The organism is Acinetobacter albensis, from assembly GCF_900095025.1.
In the GTDB taxonomy this organism is placed as follows: domain Bacteria; phylum Pseudomonadota; class Gammaproteobacteria; order Pseudomonadales; family Moraxellaceae; genus Acinetobacter; species Acinetobacter albensis.
The window spans coordinates 38,816-60,190 of sequence record NZ_FMBK01000013.1; the positions used below are offsets into that span (position 1 = coordinate 38,816).

The window sequence follows — 21,375 nt, forward strand, 5'->3', positions numbered from 1 at the left end:
GTTATTTAGCGTTTGAGTTATTTTTATTGGTGCAATTTTTACACTAAATTTTATCTGTGACTCAATATTAAAAGACAATGGATCCATTATTTATCACGCAAAAAATGGCGATAGTAGTCATTTAATTTTTTGATGGCATGCTTCATCTGCAACAAATTTTCTTGATTGTTACCTAAATGCCTGACAAAACGCTGATTCGCAATTTCTAAATCAATTTTTTCATTGATAATCATGGCACTGAAATATAATGCTTTTAAATCATTAAATGTGCTTAATTTTCGGTTAGAAAAATACATTAAACGTTCCGACCATTGATTAATTTCTATTCCATCTACAATATAGCCTTGCTCTGAATCAAATTGAATATTGTTTTCTTGCAAAAATATTTGCTCAGCTGAAGGCTTCTTTTTAAAAAAAGAAGCAAGTGTATTGAACATGATGAAGTTATATATTGAACAATTTCCACTATGTTAACGCTATCTCTCAATTTAAACGACTTATTTATACCTGCTTATTTCAGAGTCCATTCTCAATTTTTAAATAAGATTACTACGATGCTGCACGCATATTTAAACTTTGTACTAGCTCAACACGAAGCGAATAAATCTATCATTAAACACATTTAAAATTATGTTATTTTTAGGTGTGGTGACATTTCTACTGCTTAATCTGGAATAAGTTTAGTCATCTGATTCAAACTTTGTTACCATCCCTGTTTCAATGTGTTCATAATTTTTACTGCATATGACTTCCCCTTATCAGTTACAACTTGATGCCAAAATTGCCCGTATTTCTGCTCAATTTGCCGAGTTCAATCCTCCATCTTTAGAAGTATTTCAGTCGCCTGAACAAAACTTTCGGATGCGCGCAGAATTTCGTATTTGGCATACAGATGATGATATGTTTTATGCCATGTTCGAACGCAGTGAAGATCAGCAAAAACAAGTGATTCGGATTGATGAATTTCCTATTGCGGATACTCGCATTAATCAATTGATGCCCGTTTTACTACAAGAATTAAAAAGTAATCCTGTTTTATCTCAACGCTTATTTGAAGTGCATTTTTTAGCAACGCTCAAAGGTGAAATGTTGGTATCGATGATTTATCGTTGCCCTCTCACTGCTGAATGGGAAACATTGGCTAAACAACTGGCTGAAAAACTAGACATTAAATTGATTGGCCGCAGTCGTGGTCAAAAAGTCATTTTAAGTGATGAATTTGTTATTGAAGAATTGAAGGTATTTGATCGCACGTATAAATACAAACAAATTGAAAGTAGCTTTACTCAACCGAACGCACAAGTGTGCCAAAAAATGCTCGAATGGGCATGTCATGCAGCCAAACAGTCAGATAAAGACTTATTAGAATTATATTGTGGCAATGGTAACTTTACATTACCCCTATCCACCAAATTTAATCGTGTACTTGCCACCGAATTGGCTAAGTCATCGGTATATGCTGCGCAGTGGAATATCGAACAAAATCACATTGATAATATTCAAGTCGCACGCCTATCAGCAGAAGATTTTACCCAAGCTTATAATGGCGAACGTGAATTCCGCCGTTTACAAGAAGCCGAAATTGATATTTCCAGTTATGATTTTGACACGGTATTTGTTGATCCTCCGCGTGCTGGAATTGATGATGAAACTTTGAAATTAATTCAACGCTTTGAACGTATTATCTATATCTCTTGTAATCCTGATAGCTTACAAGACAATTTAAATACTTTAACGCATACTCATAAAATCACTCAATTTGCAATGTTTGACCAATTCCCTTATACCCATCACGTTGAATGTGGCGTATTAATGGAAAAGATTTAAACAATTTATTTCATTGTTCAGCTTTAAACACTTTTAGAATTCTGAATAAAATTTTAGGTTCTTAAATTATTGTATTTTTAATTAGCCACTTACAATCAAATAAAATTAGTCAACATTATAATTTCGTTAAATCTATTGAACACTATCGGAAAGATTCGTGTTCAATTGCTGCTTTTTTCACTTTAGTAGACTTGTTTTATTTCTAAAACTGACTATATTTCGATCTATGTTAGGTCGTATATGAATACTCTATGAGTTTTTGGCAAAAGCTGTTTTCTGCGAATCAACAGCTCAATGAACACAAGAATCAAATCTCGTGTGTTGAAAATGATTGCTCTTGTAAATCCAATGAAGAATTGATTCAAGCTTTAGCGAAAGCCAAAGATGAAGACGTGATTATTGGAATTAAGAAAGTGTTAGCTTCTCGGGGCTATAGCCGTAAAGAGTTAAATGAATTGCAGCATTTACCGCTGCAATAATAGAGTCTCAAATAAAAGGCATTTAGTTGATCTAAATGCCTTTTTTTATGAACCGCAATAAAATATTTCTTGCTTAAAATATGACGACTACATTACAAGCATAAATGATTTAATAAAGTGAAATAGTCGATTCTTTTACACAGAAGCAGTACACTAGACTCATAAAATACATTTGTAACTTTATTGGCTATACGTATGATGCAGTTGCAGAAAGCACGGTTTCCTTTAGGGACACATCTTATTGTTAAACATTTTGGATACTCCCATCACGGCATTTATGCGGGGCGTGGACGAGTCATTCATTATTCAGGTTTTGCACATTTATTTAAAAAACGTCCTATTGAAATGACCTCTTTAGAAAAGTTTAGTGCGGGTAAAACTGTTATTGTCCAAAAATACCAGCACCCCAAATTTACTGGTCGTAAAGTGGTTCGTCGCATGCGCTCACGTATGAAAGAAAACAACTATCATCTGATCATGAATAATTGCGAACATTTATGTACTTGGGCAATTACTGGCTTAGAAAGTAGCCCTCAAGTCATTCGCATGATGAATCGCTTAACCACACTGGGTTACGTAAGCTCTATTATGAGTTATATGAACAGTATGTTGCTTGCGATCACCACGACCTGTTTTGCGCTGGTATTGTATATCAAGAAAAAATTACGCGACAAAGCTAAACATCGTTTGAAGCATTATCGTTTAATGCGTAATCCGATTGAACAGCCAAATAACACTGTAACAAAACCGGATATAACTGATCACAAGACACTTTAATTTCAAATCCATTCTATTTTATAAGTAAATGCTAGCATTACTCAGTTTCAATTTAAGTTCTCTTTTAACAGTATTTATAAGTTATAAGCGCTTACACAAGATTAAAAAAGCTCAACCGAAGTTGAGCTTTGAGAAGATCTATTTCAATGACTTTTTACCTGCATCACACATGAAGTAAAACTTCATCTTTTGCGCTTGAGCAAATAAGCTCTATATGACAAAAGACGAAGTGATTTTTACTTATACTTACTTAGGCTTAAAACTGTCTTTTAAATCCAAAATGCGGTTAAACACGGGTTTGTCGCTTGTATGATCATATTGATCCGCTACAAAATAACCTTCACGTTCAAACTGGAATCGATCTTCGGGTTGCGCTTGTGCTAAAGCAGGCTCAATCACGGCTTGAAGCACAGTTAAAGAATCAGGATTTAAGTGCGCCAAGAAATCATCATCGGCATCAGGTGCAGCTTCAGTAAATAAACGGTCATACACACGCACTTCTGCAGCAATCCCTTTACTTGCAGAAACCCAATGTACAACTCCCTTCACTTTACGTCCTTCAGGATTTTTACCTAATGTTTCTGGGTCGATTGAACATTTGAGTTCAATAACTTCACCATTTGCATCTTTAATCACTTCATCGCACTTAATCACATAAGCATGACGTAAACGTACTTCACCTTCAGGAATTAAGCGTTTAAAGCCTTTTGGTGCAATTTCTTCAAAATCTTTCCGATCAATATAAATTTCTTTCGATAACGGAATAATACGCTCACCCATATCCACATTTGGATGACGTGAATGGGTTAAGTCCATATCTGCTGCTAAGTTGGTTAAAGTCACTTTAAGCGGGTTTAACACTGCCATACCACGTGCAGCGGTATTTTCAAGCGATTGACGAATACAAAACTCAAGCATCGCGACATCGACAATACCATCCGTTTTAGATACACCCACACGCTTACAAAAATCACGTAAACCTTCAGGCGTAAAACCACGACGACGCATACCGACGACAGTTGGCATCCGTGGATCATCCCAACCATTGACATGATTTCCCTCAACCAATTTACGTAATTTACGTTTCGAAGTAATGGTGTAATCAATGTTTAAACGGCTTGATTCGTACTGACGTGGAACGGCCTCAGATTTAACTTTATCCACCACCCAATCATAAAATGGACGATGATCTTGGAATTCCAACGTACACAGTGAATGGGTAATCCCTTCAATCGCATCTGATAAAGGATGAGCATAGTCATACATTGGGTACATTTTCCAAGTATCACCGGTTTGATGATGCTTAGAATGTAGTACTCGATATAGAATCGGATCACGCATATGTACATTCGGTGATGCCATATCAATTTTGGCACGTAATACCGCTTGCCCTTCACCCAATTCGCCATTATTCATTTGAGTAAAACGTGTAAGATTTTCTTCCATACTCACATCACGATAAGGTGAATTTTTTCCGAGCTCTTTGAAATTACCTCGGTTTAATTTAATTTCTTCAGGGCTTTGCAAATCCACATAAGCATCCCCTTGTTGTATCAATTGAATTGCCCAGGCATGCAACTGATCAAAATAACTTGACGCATAGCGTGGTTCGCCCTCCCAATGAAAGCCCAACCATTTTACATCGTTGGCAATACCGTCCACATATTCTTGTTCTTCTGCATCGGGATTGGTATCGTCAAAACGAAGATTGCATATACCATCAAATTCTTGTGCAATGCCAAAATTTAAACAAATGGCTTTGACATGACCAATATGCAAATAACCATTTGGTTCTGGCGGGAAACGTGTCACCACAGTTTGAGTACGGCCTGCTGCCAAATCTTCACTAATGACCTGACGAACAAAGTCTAAGCCAGGTTGTTGTTCTTGCTGCGCAGCATCGACAGATTGATTTTGAGTTGTCGGGTTATTTGGCAGGGATGAAACAACATCATTTGGCTTCATAGTTGATAAATCACTTCTATAAGATAAAATAGGATAATTAAAACGCTTTCTTGATTTTTTAACAAAGAAAATAACGTTTTTGCTTGCCTTGTAGTTTACAGTTTGCTTATGCTTCTCTCAACCAAAAACCCATGGCTTTTTTGTCCATGATCAGGAGATTATAGAATGAGTTTTCCTCAAGTTGAATTAAACACCAATAAAGGCCGTATTGTTCTTGAACTGAACTCTGAAAAAGCACCTAAAACTGTTGCTAACTTTTTAGAATATGTTCGTGACGGTTTTTATGATGGCGTAATTTTCCACCGTGTTATTGAAAATTTCATGGTTCAAGGTGGTGGCATGGATGAAAACTTCAAAGAAAAAGCCACTCGTGATTCAATCGAAAATGAAGCTGACAACGGCTTAAGCAATGAAATTGGTACAGTGGCAATGGCACGTACACAAGCACCGCATTCTGCATCTGCACAATTTTTCATTAATGTAAGCAATAACTCTTTCCTAAACCATACGGGTAAAACAGCACAAGGTTGGGGCTATGCAGTGTTTGGTAAAGTGACTGAAGGCCTTGATATTGTTGATGCTATTAAAAGTGTTCGCACAGGCAACCGTGGTTACCACGCTGATGTTCCATTAGAAAATGTTGTGATTGAATCTGCTAAAATTATTTCTGAATAAAATATCTCCTCTCCGTTTTAAATGAGCTTTAAAACGGAATAATGAAAATAGATTCCTCATTTATTGAGGAATCTAGAGGGTAAAAAAGGAAATATTGTGACCTATTTGTTTATCGCTGATTTACATTTGTCACCTGAACACCCTCGACTTGTTCGGGGTTTTTTGGATTTATTGGCACACTATCAAAACAAAAACACCCAGCTCTATATTCTAGGTGACTGGTTTAATGCGTGGATTGGTGATGACTACACTGCCCCATGGCTAGATGACGTGATTAATGCCTTAAAACAGTTCAATCAAACTGGTAATCAAGTTTATTTCCAAGTCGGCAATCGTGACTTTGCTTTAGGTAAGCGTTTTTTAAAACAATTTAATGGTATTTTATTGCCTGATGTTGATGTTTTAAAGATAGATAACATTCAAATACGCCTTGAACATGGCGATTTACTCTGTACCGATGATGTGTCCTATCAAAAGTTTCGTAAAATTATTCGTAATCCGCTTCTTTTAGGCTTTCTTAAAAGTATGCCGCTCAGTTTCCGTCAGAAATTGGCTCATGGTTTCCGTAAAAAAAGCACAAAAACCAAACAAGTAAAATCCTATGAAATTATGGATGTGAATCAACATGCTGTTGAACAATCACTTCAATCAGTTGATTTATTGATTCATGGACATACGCATCGCCCTGAAATGCACCATGAATTTGGCAAGACTCGTATTGTTTTAGGTGATTGGCGTGAAAACCAAGCACAGATTTTAGAAATTGATCCCCAACAAATACATCAAACCTTAAAATTAAAAACTTGGTCTTACTAAGTAAAAAATAATGCTGTATGTTTACAAAACGATGACCTCCATTTCAAATACTCAGCCTTAGCTTCTTGATAAGGCATATTTATCATGCCAAAGTCTAATATATGTTCAATTTGTTATAAGCCATTGTCATCTAGCTTCAGTTAGAATAAGACTTATATTTTTCCAGTGGAGTCATGCTTGATGGATCTTTTAAACATTTCAAAAACTCGCTATACCACCAAAGCTTATGATCCTGATCGAAAAATTCCATCTGAACAGATTACGCGACTATTAGAAGTACTCCGTTTAACACCCTCTTCGATTAACATTCAACCTTGGCATTTTTTTATTGCAGATCATCAAATAGCCAAAGAGCGTATTGCCAAAGCATTGGTCGGCAAATATGCATATAACGCACCCAAAGTTTTAGATTCGTCCCATACCATTTTATTTTGTACGCAAGCTGATATTAGTGAACAGCATTTAGAAAATCTGCTCCAACAAGATGATGCAAGTGGCCGTTTTAAGGACTCAACTGCGAAACAAGGCCAAAAAGACAGTCGCAGTGGTTATGTTGATTATTATCGTAATGAAAAAGGTGATATTCAACGTTGGGCAGAAAATCAAACCTTTATTGCTTTAGGTCAAATTTTACTGGCTGCTGGCATCGAGGGTATTGATGCCACACCGATTGGTGGCTTTGATGAGCAAATTATCAATGATGAACTAAAACTGACAGAAAAAGGTTTAGTACCTTCTGTACTCTTAACACTCGGCTATAGAAGCGAAAGTGATTTCAATGCCAAATTGCCAAAATCACGCCTCAATAAAGAGACTATTTTTACTCAGCTTTAATTAAAACTATTTAAAATAAAACGGGGTGCAGATCAGATCAAACGCTCCGTTTTATGTCAATTTAGGACATATTTCTTACATAATATACAGGTTATACTGCTAAAAAATAAAACAGTAGTGGTTCTTATGTCTGTTCTACCTAAAATGCCAATAAAATTCGAATGCAACGATTGTTGTAAAATCTATATGTATCCATATTCAGTTAAAACCTTAAACGTTTATCCGAAGTGTCCGGGTTGTAAACAAGCAGGTTCAATTTTAGGTACAGCTGAAAAGCTTGATATCATTAAATATCCACGACACTTTATAAAGTCTGTATTTAAACAGATAGCGTATATGCGAGGCAAATAACACTCGCTAAACCAAGTAATAAACCTAAAGCTGTCATCAATTTTAATTTTTCTTTGAAAATCATTAAACCACTGCATGCACCCAAAACAACCACCAGAATATTCATACCTGCAAAAACAATAGCAGGTGTGTCTTTCAATAGCATATGTGCTTTAACATAGAGGGCAATATTAGCAAAATTTAAAACACCTAAACCTAAGCCAGCTATTATATTTTTTGCATGGCCAAAAGTTTTTGATGTGAATAAAATATAAACCAGTGACAAGATAAAAGCACAGATAAACATCAGATTTAACACCACAGCAAATTGAATCCCCAATCCTGTGGTGTATTTGAGCAACACATCAATCAATGCATAACCAAACCAAACTAAAACAAGATAAAACATCGCTTGTTTTGAAGATGCTTTGGCTTTTTGATTACGTTGTTGTGAAAATAGGATACTCAATACAGCCAGAATACCCAGAGCAATTCCAATGATCTTTAAATAATTAAACTGTTCTTGAAAAATAAAAAATGCCGCCAATAAAGATAAAACTACGGATAAACGTTGTGCAATTTCAGTATTGATTATACCGGCATGGTGCAAAGATTTTGCCAAGCATAAAAAAATACTGGGTAGCAGAATCCCTAAAGCTATAATTAATAACCATGGTGTATGAGAAACTGAAATATGCTGCAAGTCTGGTTTAAACCATAAAAGACACAATAAACTTGCCGATGCATAATTCCACGCAATCATGTGCAGTGCATTGAAACCTTTCGGTTTTGCAAGCTTTAAAAGGATTGAAATCAGTACACTACAACAAGCTGCAGCAAATATAAGTTCCATCTTTTACCTTTTTTAAAAGTGAAATACAAAAAAGCCCACAAGAGTTGCGGGCTTTTGATCATAAATAATTTTTATCGATGATCTTAATAATACATCATCATCAAAGATTATTTATAACGATCTACCATTTTCTCTAAAGAGATTGGGCGAATCTTGTCTGCATGACCTGCTGTACCAAACTGGGTATAACGATCTACACAGATTTGTTTCATTGCAACCACTGTTTCTGCAAAGAATTTACGTGGATCGAATTCACTTGGTTTTTCAGCCATCATACGACGCATTGCACCTGTAGATGCCAAACGTAAATCGGTGTCGATATTAATTTTACGCACACCGTGTTTAATTGCTTCAACCAGTTGTTCAACTGGCACACCATAGGTTTCTTTGATGTCGCCGCCGTACTGGTTAATAATCGCCAACCATTCTTGTGGTACAGAGCTTGAACCGTGCATCACAAGATGTGTATTTGGCAATGCCGCATGAATTTCTTTAATGCGGTCAATGGCTAAAATATCACCTGTAGGTGGACGTGTAAATTTATACGCACCGTGGGAAGTCCCTACTGCAATGGCTAAAGCATCAACATTGGTATCTGCAACAAATTGAGTTGCTTCTTCAACTGAAGTTAAAAGTTGGGAATGATCAAGAACACCTTCTGCACCAACACCATCTTCTTCACCGGCCAAACCTGTTTCAAGGCTACCCAAACAGCCAATCTCACCTTCAACGGAAACGCCACATGCATGCGCCATTTGAACGGTGCGACGTGTTACGTCGACGTTATATTCATAATTTGTCGGTGTTTTGCCGTCTGCACCCAATGAACCATCCATCATCACCGATGAAAAGCCCAATTGAATCGAACGTTGACAGACATCGGGATCAGTACCATGATCTTGATGCATTACCACGGGAATATGTGGCCACTCTTCAATTGCAGCCAAAATTAAATGACGTAAAAACGGAGCACCTGCATATTTACGAGCACCCGCAGATGCTTGAACAATAACAGGTGAATTCGTTTCGTCTGCGGCTAACATAATTGCGCGCATTTGTTCTAAATTGTTTACGTTAAACGCTGGTACGCCGTAATTGTGTTCACCGGCGTGATCCAAGAGCTGGCGCAATGAGATAAGTGCCATAAAGTCCTCCCAGTTGATGCCCCATATTCTACATGCTGAATCATTTCAATTCAGTAACAAAACACACTATTTTAAAAAAAAGTCCCTGCAAATGCAGGGACTTTTTAAATAATATAAGCAACCTATGGTGCCACAGCCTCAGAAGCAGCGACTTCTGTCTCTGGAGTTGCTTCATCTGCATCTGCATTCGCAATTTCTGGAGCCACATCTGTGTTGTGTTCATCCAAAATAGGTTGATCAATGGCATCAATAGCGGCTTGTTGTTCTGGCGTAATTTTTTCATTTACTGCCACAGTTTCAGCAGTTTCATTTTTTGGTGCTTCATCTTTTTTTGCACATGCGGTTAAAGCCAAAGGTACAATAAGTAAGGCTGCAAAAGTTAATTTTAAGTTCATCATATTTTCCTAAGACAGGAGATTTAATGAACATAATTTTATTGCAATTATATTTCATTTTCATGACTAAAGTATGTCTATCAAAAAACAAAGGCTGGCCTAAGCCAACCTTATTACTCTTCCAATCTGTTCTACTATCTTATTAGAGATTAAGCACGCTCTAATAATACTGCTACCGCAGGTAAGGTTTTACCTTCTACAAATTCAAGAAAAGCACCACCACCGGTCGAGATATATCCCATTTGGTTAGCGACTTCATATTTGTCAATTGCAGCCAAAGTATCGCCCCCGCCTGCAATAGAGAAACCAGCAGATTCTGCAATCGCTAAAGATAAGGCTTTCGTTCCTTCGCCAAATTGATCGACTTCAAATACACCGACAGGACCATTCCAAAGAATCGTTTTTGAAGTTTTGATAATTTCTGCAAATGCTTTTGCTGTTTCTGGACCAACGTCTAAAATCATATCGTTGTCAGCGACATCAGCAACATTTTTAACGATTGCTTTTGCTTTTGTCAATGAGCCCAAGAAATCACTGAAATCAATTTCAGCTGCATCAGCAACCACAACATCTGTAGGTAATGGAACAGAAACTTTAGCAGCAATGGCTTTAGCTGTATCGATTAAATCATTTTCACACAATGATTTACCAACGTTGTAGCCCGCAGCAGCCAAGAAGGTATTGGCAATACCACCGCCCACAATGATTTGATCGCAAATACTAGAAAGCGAAGTCAGCACATCAAGCTTGGTTGAAACTTTTGAACCGGCAACAATAGCCACCATTGGTGATTCAGGGGTTTGAAGTGCACGACCTAAAGCATCGAGTTCCGCGGCAAGTAACGGCCCTGCTGCTGAAACTTGAGCAAAGCGCGCGACACCTTCTGTGGATGCTTCTGCACGATGTGCAGTACCAAAGGCATCCATCACAAATACATCGCACAGCGCTGCATATTTTTGAGCAAGGTCAGGGTTGTTTTTCTTTTCCCCAACGTTAAAACGTACATTTTCAAGCAATACCACTTGACCTGCCACAACCTGTACGCCGTCTAAATAATCAGTAATTAATTCAACCTTTTGACCTAAAGCTTGCGTCAAATAAGCAGCGACAGGTGCTAAAGATTGTTCAGGTTGAGCTTCACCTTCAACGGGACGACCTAGATGTGAACATACCATTACTGCAGCGCCTTTTTCAATGGCTGCCTTAATGGTTGGAAGCGCAGCGCGTAAACGTGCGTCACTGCTAATCTCACCATTTTTGACAGGCACGTTTAAATCTTCACGGATTAAAACACGCTTAGCGGTTAAATCAAGGTCAGTCATACGCTGAAAATTCATGTATAGCTCTCTTTATAAATATAAAAATCGCCCGATTTTAAATGATTATGTAGAAAAAGGTTAGCTTCTTTTGTATAAAAGCTGTCGAAAGGCAAAGTTTTGATTATGATAGTCAAAAGCCACATTATGATTCAGAATTTATGTCTATTCACCCCGATCCAAAAATCAATCGATTAAATGTTTTAGGCGAATCCTTGGCCAGCTGTTGTTACGCTCCCATTACAGGATATTTTCGCAATGGCTTTTGCCATACTGCCACCACCGATCTCGGTCAACACACCATGTGTGTGCAAATGACTGCCGAATTTCTAAATTATTCGCAGAAAGTAGGTAATGACTTAATTACCCCTTTACCTGAAATCGACTTTCCTGGCTTAGAACCTGGTGATTTTTGGTGTATTTGTGTGACACGCTGGGTAGAAGCATATCAAGCAGGAATTGCTCCTCCAATTAAAATTCATGCCTGCCATCAAGCTGTACTTTCTTATGTCCCTATTGATGTACTGATGGACTATGCGGTGTAATCAAAATGTCTCAAATTATTTTGGCTTCAAGTAGTCAAACGCGAAAAGCATTGATGGATCGGCTTTATATTGATTATCAATGTGTAGTGCCTGATATTGACGAGTCACCACACCGTGAAAACCATGCTGATGACTTGGCAAAGCGCTTGGCTTTCGAAAAAGCCAAACAGATTTCTGATCAATATCCCGAAGCGATTGTGATTGGATCTGACCAAGTGGCTTGGCGTGAAGGTGCACCTGATATTTTTATTGGTAAACCTTTAACTCACGAAAAAGCGATTAAGCAGTTACAAGCCAATTCAGATAAAATCGTGTATTTCAGTACTGCTTTAAGCGTACAGCAGCAATCTACAGGTTTTGAACAGACCTTGGTTGAACATTATAAAGTCAAATTTCGCAAACTGACCTTAACTGAAATCGAGCGTTATATCCGAATAGATCAGCCTTTAATGTGCGCAGGCAGTTTCAAATGTGAAAGTCTAGGCATTAGTTTATTTGAAAACATGAGTGGACAAGACCAAACCACACTTATGGGCCTGCCCATGATTCAACTTTGCCATATTTTACGTCAATTCAACATTTTAGTTCCTTAATTTTAGGCTTTACCTATGTCTCAAACTTTAGCTGTTTTGGGCGGAATCACCGCTGAACAATTTCTTACCGAATACTGGCAAAAGAAACCGTTACTGGTGCGTAATGCGCTTCCTGAAATTAAAAATCTTTTAGAACCAGCAGATGTAATGGAGCTGGCTTTAGATGAAAATATCAATGCACGATTGATTAAGCAAAAGGACAAAGATCCGAATCATTGGTCAGTAAAATCATCACCTTTAATGAAAGCCGACTTTCAAAAGATGCCAAAACTTTGGACTCTTTTAATTCAAGCTGTAGATCATTATTCATTTGATTTGGCCGAACTTTGGAAGAAATTCCCTTTTATTCCACAATGGCGTCGTGATGACATTATGGTGTCTTATGCCCCCAAAGGTGGTTCAGTCGGTAAACATTTTGATTTTTATGATGTATTTCTAGTACAAGGTCATGGACATCGACGTTGGCAGCTTGGACAAATGTGTGATGCAGACAGTGAAATTGTGGCCGGTCAACCGTTAAAATTATTGCCAGAAATACAAATTCATTTTGATGAAATTTTAGCACCGGGTGACTTACTTTATGTACCACCTGGTTTGGCACATTACGGTGTAGCAGAAGATGACTGTTTGACTTATTCTTTTGGCTTTCGCATGCCAAATGTTGCGGAAATGATGGATCGTGTCAGCGATAAATTTGCGGTTGATCAATTACTTAAAAATCCACTCACAGATATTCTGCGTGAAAAAATGACTTCTGTGGGTCAAATCAGTCAATCAGAACTTGAATATTTAAAAACAAAACTCTTGGCGCAATTGCAAAATCCAGCCGTGCTTGAAGATGCACTCATGAGCCTGATGTCAGAGTCGAAATACCCTGAAAATATTCCAGAGGCAGAAGCCATTGGTTCAGGTGATTTAGAACAAGCACTTGATCAAGGTTATTCACTGATGCTTGAGCCTGCATCACGTCTGCTCTACACCGAAGTTGAAAGTAAATTATTGTTTTGGGCGAATGGTGAAGGGATTTGTATTTCTGATGATTTTGCGCCACTTTTAAAACAACTGGCTGATGGCAATTTAATCTTACTCGATGAAAAATTGGCTCGTCCAGAGATGCTAGAAGATATTGTCAATTTACTGAATGAATCAATCTTAATGTTATTGCCTGCTGTAGATACAGAATAAACCATGAATCAAGGGGAAATTATGATTTTCCCCTTGGTTCAAATCAATTCTTTATCATTCACGCATATTGCTGCTTTAAGTATTTTACAATTTTTGCAGATTCAAACATTTTCACCCCAGTATTGGGATCAACCAAATAAGGAACCTGAATATCTCTTCCCATAATCTCGATAACTTTTTCGCGCTTACCACCTTTTAACGGCTCATATTTACCGGGTTTCAAACGCAATACTGCGGGACCCATATCCTGCCAACGTTCTTTCGGCACATTGTGAAATATGAATGGTAATTCTAGCTCTGTTAAAACGCCGCGTACCACACGGGTAAACGGACTGGCTTCAAACCCCCATAATTCTAAAAGTTGTGCAGGTGCTTCACGCTGAATGCTGTTCTGATTGATCCAGACACCACGCGCACCATTAATCAATGTTCCTGCAAAAGCAACGACAGGGATTTTAGGATAAGTCGAAAATTTTGTCGGTGTTTTTCCAGTCCGTCCATAATGTTTAAACAGATAATGAATGATGTCTTGTGACTCATACATCTCAATACCTGTATTTTTATCTATGAAAAACGGAAATTGTTTTTTCCCCCCTTTTTCTTGCACAACTTTACGGTATTTTTGTCCCCCTTTTGGACAAGGATAAACCTCATAATCCAAATTCAATAGACTCATCACTTCACGTACACGACGGCAAAATGGTGAACCTTCAAATTCATAAAGTTGCAGTGCTTTTTCTGGTTGCTTCGGAAATGCTGTACCGCTTACCCCTCGACCACCTTCAGTGATAGAAGATGCTAAAGCCTGTAATACTTTAATTTGATGCATCACCATTCTGTTATTCCCGTTAAGTTGTGTTTATAAATCGACTAATTTTTCTTTTGCAATCACTATTCCATTATTATCGGCATAAATATAATCACCAGAATTAATACTTACTCCACCAAAATATAGTGTTAAATCTACTTCGCCTATGCCTTTTCGATTGCTTTTTTGCGGAATTGCAGCCAATGCATGTATACCTAAATCAAGTTTAGCAATCGCATCCACATCACGCACACAACCATAAATCACAACACCACTCCAGTGATGATTCACTGCAGATTCTGCAATCATGTCGCCCATTAAGGCACAACGCATTGATGCTCCCCCATCCACTACCAACACTTTTCCACGACCATCAGTTGCAAGGAGTTCTTTAACGCGTGAATTGTCTTCAAAGCATTTTACCGTCACCACCTGACCAGCAAAACTTTGACGTGCTCCATAACTTTTAAAAAATTTCCCATCCATAGATGGTGTCACAACCTGAAGATCTTTTTCAGGATAATCATCCAGCAAATCACAAGTTACAAAAGTTTGATCCGACACTCTCTATCTCCTTTATTTTGAATTCTGTATAGCTAAATTATCATAAATTTCAAACTTATCTGCCTGAAACTGTGCCGCTTTGAGCATAGTACGAGCCACTTGCGCTGCTGTCACTGGCTTATATTTAAAAGTATTGGGTACGAAATGCGACAATTTTTGATAAAGTTTTTGCGTCATATCTTCTAAAGTTCGTTGTTCTGAGCGATCACCTAGTAACAAGGAAGGTCTAACAATTGAAACATATTCCAGTTTCAAATCTTGAATATGGTTTTCTAGTTTTCCTTTCACCTTATTGTAAAAAAATTTTGAATCTGCTTTGGCCCCCATAGCACTAATGAGCAAATAATGCGTAGAGGTTGATTCGAATAAATTAGCAAAATGTGCATTAATTTCATAATCAATATTATAAAATTTTTCTTTTGAACCTGCCTTTTTCAAGGTTGTTCCTAAACAGCTAAATGCATGGCTATAGCCATTTACATCCTCATCGTTTAGCAAAAGGAAATCATCAAGTATAAATTGTTGCACTTTTTCCAATGTTTGCAGTTGTGCGTCTTCATGGCGAACAACAGCGGTAATTTTTTCACACACCTCAAGTTGATTCATCTGTTTTAATAGTTCACGACCAACCAAACCAGTCGCACCAATCACAATTACACTTTTAATTGATTTAGTCATTTTTTAAACAATCTCTAAGGGTTATTACCAATCTAGCGCTTTCTCGATCATTTTTCTGCATCTAAAATGTTGTCAAAGTAAGTCAAGACTTGACTTAACCTCATAGTTTAATCACAATATGGCACTTGTTTACGGGCTGGTGATAATTCTTCTGATGAAGGTTTTCAGTTGCAATTTCAGCCCGCCCAGACCAATCTATTTCAAGGAGTGCACGAGTGGCAAACTCTGCTCAAGCTAAAAAACGTGCTCGTCAAAACGTTAAAGCACGCAAACACAACGCAAGCTTACGTTCTATGGTTCGTACTTATCTTAAACGTACAGTAGCTGCAATCGCTGCTGGTGATTATGCTGTTGCTTCAGAAGCATACAAAACTGCAGTACCTGTAATTGATCGTATGGCTGATAAAGGCATCATCCATAAGAACAAAGCTGCTCGTCACAAGAGCCGTTTGAATGCACAAATTAAAGCGTTAGCTAACTAATTTGTTGCATTGAAAAAAGCCCGTTAAGGGCTTTTTTTAGGTCTATATTTTTTCAAATAAAAATAAATGAAATGAATCTTTAAGAAAAATAATCAATATAAGTGTACCTATTTACTTTATTTTTCTAACAATTGAAAATCTCGAATAGAAAGTTCACTGACTTTACCGCGCCAAATCCATTTGAGTTTTGATTCTAAAAATTGATCGCCTTCAAACCAGACAAATAAGCCTTCCATCATTTTGGGCCAGTCTTCTTGGCTAATGCTCTTATGCCCAGAAATAACAGCAATAATCGCCGCTAAAATAGTGTCATGACTGACAGCCAAACTTAAACCAAACTGATTTTGCGGATGTGCGTTATAAATCAGTTCCAATACATCCACCACACCCGAAATTGGGTGTTTCATCCCAGGTAAAGCATTATTCACAAAACTGTTAATAAAACCTAAAGCCCCTTGTTTTCGAAAATAAGGACCTGCTTGTTTAATATCCAATACAAAACTACCTGGCTCGACCAGCAACCCTTGCTCAACAATTTCGATATGATGAGTATTTTGGGCAGATGTATTAGAGTCAGCACCTTGAATCATTAAAGCGGCTGTATCTACACAGCGCTGTATCGGGCTTGAAATGCAGTGTTGAATACTTCGATCTGTATTCTCAATTAAATAACATCCCCAAGCCTCTGCTAATTCTCGACCTTGGGAAGTCAATTGTAAATCATAGCCAGCCAAGCCCTGACCCGATACCATTTCACGAATAGAATGACGAGTAAATAAAGTGACAGGGACTTTTGCTTCTGGCAATAAATCAATTGCTTTGAGCATACTTTTAGGAAGGAGGTCTAACGCCATGATGCAGCCAAAAATTAAACATGGTTCGCCATACTATAGCATGTTACAGCGTGGACTTATTCGTTGTTCGCCATAAGTCGCAATGCTTGAAATGCAATCTTTTTCATTTCGATAGTCTTAAAAGCGATAAAACCCTTGTTTAATAAGCTGTCTCTTTGATTATATTGAAAATCCTTTCCTTGCAAGCTGACCAGCCCACCACCAATACGCTCAAGTAAACATTGTCCTGCACTGGTATCCCATTCACTAGTCGGATGGAAACGGGGATAAATATCTATTTTTCCCTCTAAAATCATACAAAATTTATAAGCACTCCCTGCTTTGAATTCAACAATTTCAAATGACTTTTTGAGTATTTTTACATATTTTGCATACTGAGTTTTACCTTGATCACTTTGACTGAGCCCAATTTGAATCGCTGTAGTCGTTGCTTGATCTTCAACATAGCTTCCCCAGCGCTGGTTTTTAATTTCAAACTTTAAAGGCACCCCTTGTTTTGAGCAAATATACAACGTTTGCTCCTCTGGAATGGCTAAAATCGCAAAAGTCGTCTGTGCACCCTCAACCAGACTTAAATTAATTGTAAATTCAGGTCGCTTATGCAGAAACTCCTTAGTTCCATCTAGAGGGTCGAGTAACCAAAAAGTTTGCCATTGCTTACGTTGCGTATTATTTCCCTCTTCAGACAAAACTGGAATGTCTGGAAAATTTCTTCGCAATTCTGCTACGATAAATTCATTCACCCGATAATCAGCCTGCGTTACAGGTGAATGGTCACTTTTTTTCTCAATATCAAAAGCAACACCTGAACAATAAGCACGATATTCTGCTCGCAAAATTTCACAGGCCTGTGTCACAATGGGGATCAATTGTAAAATCAAAGCATCTTGTGGTGCTGTTGTTGTTCTAAACATAGATTACCTTTATATGCCAAATAACTTAAAAAAACCGACGATCATTTTCGATATGGACGGTACACTTCTTGACCTTGCCTATGATGATTTCATTTGGAATCACCAACTTCCTATTCGTTATGCAGAAACACATGGCTGTACTTTAGAACAAAGCAGCCAAGCATTATTTCAATTTTATCAAGAACATAATCATACTCTAAACTGGTACTCAACTCGCTTCTGGAGTGCCAAAGTAGGACTCGATACGCTTGCCCTACAACATGAATTTAAACATAAAGTTGCACTACGTAGTGGTTGCATGGAATTACTTGATGCTTTAAAAGCACAGGATTATCCATGCTGGATTGCGACCAATGCTGACTGTGCAGGACTTCAGTTTAAGCTTAAACAAATGCAAATTGCCCATTATTTTGATGTAATAATCAGTAGTGAAAGTATCGGCTACGCCAAAGAGTCAATTGAGTTTTGGCAAAATTTACATACTTTGCATCCCTTTTGTCTAGATTCAGCTTATTTTATAGATGACACAGAAAAAGTACTCAACAGTGCAAAAAAATTTGGTATCGCCAATTTAATTACGATTGCTCAGCCCTCATCTAAAGGGAAGATAAGAGATGAGAGTGCTTATCCTATTTTAAATCATTTGACTGACTTAATGCAGATGTTAGAACACACTGAGGATATGAAAAAATATGCCTAATTCTTCTCAACAAACTGATGTTGAAAGTATGCGTGTCGATAAATGGTTGTGGGTTGCACGTTTTTTTAAAACGCGTTCCATTTCAAAAGCAGCCATTGAAGGTGGTAAAGTTCACCATAATGGTGAGCGGGTCAAAGTCTCAAAAGAAGTACGTGTCGGTATGGAACTCACTATTCGGCAAGGTTTTGATCAAAAAACTGTGGTCATACAATCGTTATCGGCCATACGTGGCGCAGCAATGATTGCACAGCAACTTTATACAGAAACCGAAGTCAGTATTGCACGAAGAGAGTTGCTTGCAACCCAAAGAAAGTTGCATAATCTAGCTCGGCCTGAACATCGACCTGATAAAAAAGATCGTCGGCAAATGAGTAAATTTAAACAAAACAATGATCAGCAATTAGACCAAGACTGGTCTTATAGTCATGATTAATTTAAGCGTCATATTCTGTCGTACCTGACTGAATTGATATAGAACATAAAGAATGAATCTGTCACTATACTGAAGTGGAACACGTTTTAAAGTTACACATCCACTTAAGTTAATAATTTTGTGACATCGCTTTGAGGTTGTGAGATGGATGATAATAAAAGTAAGGCGCTCAATGCTGCCTTAAGCCAAATTGAAAAACAATTTGGTAAAAACACAGTAATGCGTCTGGGTGATAATACCGTACTGGCTGTTGAAGCCGTCTCTACGGGTTCTTTAACACTGGATATTGCACTCGGTATTGGTGGCTTACCTAAAGGTCGTATCGTTGAAATTTACGGGCCTGAATCTTCTGGTAAAACCACAATGACTTTGCAAGCGATTGCAGAATGTCAAAAAGCGGGTGGTACATGCGCTTTCATCGATGCCGAACATGCGCTTGATCCGCAATATGCACGTAAGCTTGGTGTAGACCTTGATAACCTTTTGGTTTCTCAACCAGACCACGGTGAACAGGCACTTGAAATTGCCGACATGTTAGTACGCTCTGGCGCTGTCGATATGATTGTTGTCGATTCCGTTGCTGCCCTTACCCCTCGTGCAGAAATTGAAGGTGAAATGGGCGACTCACACATGGGACTACAGGCCCGTTTGATGAGTCAGGCATTACGTAAAATTACTGGTAATGCAAAACGCTCAAACTGTATGGTGATCTTTATTAACCAAATTCGTATGAAGATTGGTGTAATGTTTGGTAGCCCTGAAACAACAACTGGTGGTAACGCACTTAAATTCTACGCTTCAGTACGCTTAGATATCCGACGTATTGGTCAAGTGAAAGAAGGTGATGAAATTGTCGGTTCTGAAACACGCGTTAAAGTCGTGAAGAATAAAATGGCACCTCCATTCAAAGAGGCGTTATTCCAAATTCTCTATGGTAAAGGTGTTAATCAACTCGGTGAACTGGTTGATCTTGCTGTGGCTCAAGAACTGGTACAAAAAGCAGGTGCATGGTATTCATATCAAGGCAATAAAATTGGTCAAGGTAAAAACAACGTGATTCGTCACCTTGAGGAAAATCCTCAAATTGCACAAGAACTTGATCGCCTTATTCGCGAGAAACTCTTGACGCCTGTGACTACGCCAATTGAAGAAAAAGATGAAATCGAACCTGATTTATTAGACGCTTAATCACGATTTGTTTTCAAATGCTATCCACCTTAAACTGTAAAACGCCTTGCGAGGCGTTTTTTATTTGATTCAATAGAACCCTATTATGAGCGATCCAAAATTTCCTAAAATGCTTGACTATGATCTACTCAAGCAAGAATTCAATGATTCACACTTAGAGTCAGCAACAGATTCTTCTCTCAACCATCTAGCACCTGAAGCCTTACATTTTGAAGATCACCCGTCAACTAAAGTAGAAGGTCTCACAGGTTCACGTTTACGTTCTTACGCTTTTGCAGTACTTACACGCAAAGAATATTCAAAATCTGAGTTGGTTGAAAAACTGGCTTTGTATGCAGCACATCGAGATGAAGTTTTAAAGCTGGTCGAAGAATTAGCAAAAGAAAATTACCAAAGCGACCAACGTATGGCAGAAACGATGCTGTCGAGTCAAAAACGCAAAGGAAAAGGGCCAAACCGCATAAAACTGGCATTAAAATCAAAAAAAATAGACAGCAGCTTAATTCAAGAAGAATTAAAAGAAACAGATTGGAATGAACAAGCATATCAACTTAAAGTTAAAAAATACGGTACTCAAGTCGAAAAAGAAGCCAAATTAAAAGCCAAACAAATACGTTTTTTGATGTATCGAGGATTTGAAATGGATGCGATTATTAAAGCGATTACAAGAAAAGAAGATGACATTTAAAAAATAGAAAATAGAAAATAGAAAATAGAAAATAGAAAATAGAAAATAGAAAATAGAAAATAGAAAATAGAAAATAGAAAATAAGGATTATTATTTTAGAAACTGGTGGCAACCCCACTAGCAAAACTTCGGCACATCATAGTTCTGTTACCGTTGCTACCTTCCGGTCCTGGCGGGGTTCACAGAGTACAATTGCGAAGCCACCAGCGGGGCTACCATTGCAAGAACAGAGTATAGAGATTTTTAATCAACTTGCAAGTATAGAAGCGACATTTATAATGGCATTGCTTGTGTTTGCTTATTAAAAAAACAATTTACATTAAAAACGATA

Annotated in this window: 25 protein-coding genes and 1 other RNA gene; 14 read left to right on the top strand and 12 right to left on the bottom strand. The window is 37.7% G+C overall.

What is annotated here, in order from left to right:
* Positions 1 to 86: 86 nt before the first annotated feature.
* Entirely contained in the window at positions 87 to 437 is a 351-nt protein-coding gene (locus GA0116959_RS11375) for a hypothetical protein (protein WP_092720793.1), read from the bottom strand.
* 307 nt (positions 438 to 744) lie between these two features.
* On the opposite strand from GA0116959_RS11375, the gene trmA reads away from it, so the two are divergent.
* From trmA to GA0116959_RS11390, 3 genes are all read left to right on the top strand, one after another.
* Positions 745 to 1,827: a tRNA (uridine(54)-C5)-methyltransferase TrmA gene (gene trmA, locus GA0116959_RS11380; RefSeq protein ID WP_092720794.1), complete on the top strand. Its 1,083-nt coding sequence runs from the start codon at positions 745 to 747 to the stop codon at positions 1,825 to 1,827.
* 251 nt (positions 1,828 to 2,078) lie between these two features.
* Positions 2,079 to 2,306, top strand: a complete 228-nt coding sequence (locus GA0116959_RS11385; protein WP_053580154.1) for a hypothetical protein — start codon at positions 2,079 to 2,081, stop codon at positions 2,304 to 2,306.
* A gap of 198 nt (positions 2,307 to 2,504) precedes the next feature.
* A complete protein-coding gene (locus tag GA0116959_RS11390) occupies positions 2,505 to 3,083 on the top strand; it encodes a lecithin retinol acyltransferase family protein (RefSeq protein ID WP_092720845.1) in 579 nt (192 codons plus the stop codon).
* Positions 3,084 to 3,329: 246 nt separating this feature from the next.
* On the opposite strand, the gene GA0116959_RS11395 is transcribed toward GA0116959_RS11390, so the two are convergent.
* Complete coding sequence (locus tag GA0116959_RS11395; RefSeq protein WP_092720795.1) at positions 3,330 to 5,048, bottom strand: glutamine--tRNA ligase/YqeY domain fusion protein; 1,719 nt, start codon at positions 5,046 to 5,048, stop codon at positions 3,330 to 3,332.
* Positions 5,049 to 5,213: 165 nt separating this feature from the next.
* Here GA0116959_RS11395 and GA0116959_RS11400 point away from each other — a divergent pair, with 165 nt between their 5' ends.
* The 3 genes from GA0116959_RS11400 (at position 5,214) to nfsB (ending at position 7,373) form a co-directional block, all read left to right on the top strand.
* Positions 5,214 to 5,723, top strand: coding sequence for a peptidylprolyl isomerase (locus tag GA0116959_RS11400; protein ID WP_053580148.1), 510 nt, complete (start codon positions 5,214 to 5,216; stop codon positions 5,721 to 5,723).
* Between the two features lie 96 nt (positions 5,724 to 5,819).
* The gene (locus GA0116959_RS11405) at positions 5,820 to 6,539 is read left to right on the top strand and encodes a UDP-2,3-diacylglucosamine diphosphatase (RefSeq protein ID WP_092720796.1); all 720 of its coding nucleotides are present in this window, start codon (positions 5,820 to 5,822) and stop codon (positions 6,537 to 6,539) included.
* A gap of 180 nt (positions 6,540 to 6,719) precedes the next feature.
* On the top strand, positions 6,720 to 7,373 hold the full coding sequence (gene nfsB, locus GA0116959_RS11410) for an oxygen-insensitive NAD(P)H nitroreductase (protein WP_053580146.1): 654 nt from the start codon (positions 6,720 to 6,722) through the stop codon (positions 7,371 to 7,373).
* A 319-nt stretch (positions 7,374 to 7,692) separates the two neighbouring features.
* Here nfsB and GA0116959_RS11420 read toward each other — a convergent pair whose 3' ends face one another.
* The 4 genes from GA0116959_RS11420 to GA0116959_RS11435 all read right to left on the bottom strand — a co-directional run bounded on the left by GA0116959_RS11420 (position 7,693) and on the right by GA0116959_RS11435 (position 11,433).
* Entirely contained in the window at positions 7,693 to 8,556 is an 864-nt protein-coding gene (locus tag GA0116959_RS11420) for an EamA family transporter (RefSeq protein WP_092720798.1), read from the bottom strand.
* A 107-nt stretch (positions 8,557 to 8,663) separates the two neighbouring features.
* Positions 8,664 to 9,701: a class II fructose-bisphosphate aldolase gene (gene fba / locus GA0116959_RS11425; RefSeq protein WP_053580144.1), complete on the bottom strand. Its 1,038-nt coding sequence runs from the start codon at positions 9,699 to 9,701 to the stop codon at positions 8,664 to 8,666.
* 122 nt (positions 9,702 to 9,823) lie between these two features.
* The gene (locus GA0116959_RS11430; protein WP_092720799.1) at positions 9,824 to 10,096 is read right to left on the bottom strand and encodes a hypothetical protein; all 273 of its coding nucleotides are present in this window, start codon (positions 10,094 to 10,096) and stop codon (positions 9,824 to 9,826) included.
* A 149-nt stretch (positions 10,097 to 10,245) separates the two neighbouring features.
* Complete coding sequence (locus tag GA0116959_RS11435) at positions 10,246 to 11,433, bottom strand: phosphoglycerate kinase (protein ID WP_092720800.1); 1,188 nt, start codon at positions 11,431 to 11,433, stop codon at positions 10,246 to 10,248.
* A 140-nt stretch (positions 11,434 to 11,573) separates the two neighbouring features.
* Between GA0116959_RS11435 and GA0116959_RS11440 the strand changes: the two genes are divergently transcribed.
* The 3 genes from GA0116959_RS11440 to GA0116959_RS11450 are packed head-to-tail and all read left to right on the top strand — an operon-like array spanning position 11,574 to position 13,735.
* Complete coding sequence (locus GA0116959_RS11440; RefSeq protein ID WP_053580141.1) at positions 11,574 to 11,957, top strand: DUF2237 family protein; 384 nt, start codon at positions 11,574 to 11,576, stop codon at positions 11,955 to 11,957.
* Positions 11,957 to 12,550, top strand: coding sequence for a Maf family protein (locus GA0116959_RS11445; protein WP_092720801.1), 594 nt, complete (start codon positions 11,957 to 11,959; stop codon positions 12,548 to 12,550). The genes GA0116959_RS11440 and GA0116959_RS11445 overlap by 1 nt, the downstream gene beginning before the upstream one ends.
* 15 nt (positions 12,551 to 12,565) lie before the next feature.
* Positions 12,566 to 13,735: a ribosomal protein uL16 3-hydroxylase gene (locus GA0116959_RS11450; RefSeq protein ID WP_092720802.1), complete on the top strand. Its 1,170-nt coding sequence runs from the start codon at positions 12,566 to 12,568 to the stop codon at positions 13,733 to 13,735.
* A gap of 58 nt (positions 13,736 to 13,793) precedes the next feature.
* Here the strand turns inward: GA0116959_RS11450 and GA0116959_RS11455 are convergent, their stop codons facing one another.
* Genes GA0116959_RS11455 through GA0116959_RS11465 form a run of 3 tightly spaced genes read right to left on the bottom strand, consistent with a single transcriptional unit; the run spans position 13,794 to position 15,785 of the window.
* Positions 13,794 to 14,570, bottom strand: coding sequence for a glutathione S-transferase N-terminal domain-containing protein (locus GA0116959_RS11455; RefSeq protein WP_092720803.1), 777 nt, complete (start codon positions 14,568 to 14,570; stop codon positions 13,794 to 13,796).
* Between the two features lie 24 nt (positions 14,571 to 14,594).
* Positions 14,595 to 15,107: a ribonuclease E activity regulator RraA gene (gene rraA / locus GA0116959_RS11460; protein ID WP_092720804.1), complete on the bottom strand. Its 513-nt coding sequence runs from the start codon at positions 15,105 to 15,107 to the stop codon at positions 14,595 to 14,597.
* A gap of 12 nt (positions 15,108 to 15,119) precedes the next feature.
* Positions 15,120 to 15,785 carry an NAD(P)H-binding protein gene (locus GA0116959_RS11465; RefSeq protein ID WP_092720805.1) on the bottom strand — a complete coding sequence of 222 codons (666 nt, stop codon included), beginning with the start codon at positions 15,783 to 15,785 and terminating at the stop codon, positions 15,120 to 15,122.
* Positions 15,786 to 16,000: 215 nt separating this feature from the next.
* Between GA0116959_RS11465 and rpsT the strand changes: the two genes are divergently transcribed.
* The gene (gene rpsT / locus GA0116959_RS11470; protein WP_053580135.1) at positions 16,001 to 16,267 is read left to right on the top strand and encodes a 30S ribosomal protein S20; all 267 of its coding nucleotides are present in this window, start codon (positions 16,001 to 16,003) and stop codon (positions 16,265 to 16,267) included.
* Between the two features lie 116 nt (positions 16,268 to 16,383).
* Here the strand turns inward: rpsT and GA0116959_RS11475 are convergent, their stop codons facing one another.
* Both GA0116959_RS11475 and GA0116959_RS11480 read right to left on the bottom strand, forming a co-directional pair.
* Positions 16,384 to 17,121, bottom strand: coding sequence for a histidine phosphatase family protein (locus GA0116959_RS11475; protein ID WP_092720806.1), 738 nt, complete (start codon positions 17,119 to 17,121; stop codon positions 16,384 to 16,386).
* Positions 17,122 to 17,177: 56 nt separating this feature from the next.
* Complete coding sequence (locus GA0116959_RS11480) at positions 17,178 to 18,035, bottom strand: 3'(2'),5'-bisphosphate nucleotidase CysQ family protein (RefSeq protein ID WP_092720807.1); 858 nt, start codon at positions 18,033 to 18,035, stop codon at positions 17,178 to 17,180.
* 13 nt (positions 18,036 to 18,048) lie between these two features.
* On the opposite strand from GA0116959_RS11480, the gene GA0116959_RS11485 reads away from it, so the two are divergent.
* The 4 genes from GA0116959_RS11485 to GA0116959_RS11500 all read left to right on the top strand — a co-directional run bounded on the left by GA0116959_RS11485 (position 18,049) and on the right by GA0116959_RS11500 (position 21,044).
* Positions 18,049 to 18,735 (top strand): HAD hydrolase-like protein, encoded by a 687-nt coding sequence (locus tag GA0116959_RS11485; protein ID WP_092720808.1) that lies wholly within the window; start codon positions 18,049 to 18,051, stop codon positions 18,733 to 18,735.
* Positions 18,728 to 19,168, top strand: a complete 441-nt coding sequence (locus GA0116959_RS11490; protein ID WP_092720809.1) for an RNA-binding S4 domain-containing protein — start codon at positions 18,728 to 18,730, stop codon at positions 19,166 to 19,168. The genes GA0116959_RS11485 and GA0116959_RS11490 overlap by 8 nt, the downstream gene beginning before the upstream one ends.
* A gap of 144 nt (positions 19,169 to 19,312) precedes the next feature.
* Complete coding sequence (gene recA / locus GA0116959_RS11495; RefSeq protein ID WP_053580130.1) at positions 19,313 to 20,356, top strand: recombinase RecA; 1,044 nt, start codon at positions 19,313 to 19,315, stop codon at positions 20,354 to 20,356.
* Between the two features lie 85 nt (positions 20,357 to 20,441).
* Complete coding sequence (locus GA0116959_RS11500) at positions 20,442 to 21,044, top strand: regulatory protein RecX (RefSeq protein WP_092720810.1); 603 nt, start codon at positions 20,442 to 20,444, stop codon at positions 21,042 to 21,044.
* A gap of 112 nt (positions 21,045 to 21,156) precedes the next feature.
* Here GA0116959_RS11500 and ffs read toward each other — a convergent pair.
* An RNA gene (ffs, locus tag GA0116959_RS11505) (signal recognition particle sRNA small type) lies at positions 21,157 to 21,253 on the bottom strand.
* Positions 21,254 to 21,375: the final 122 nt, after the last annotated feature.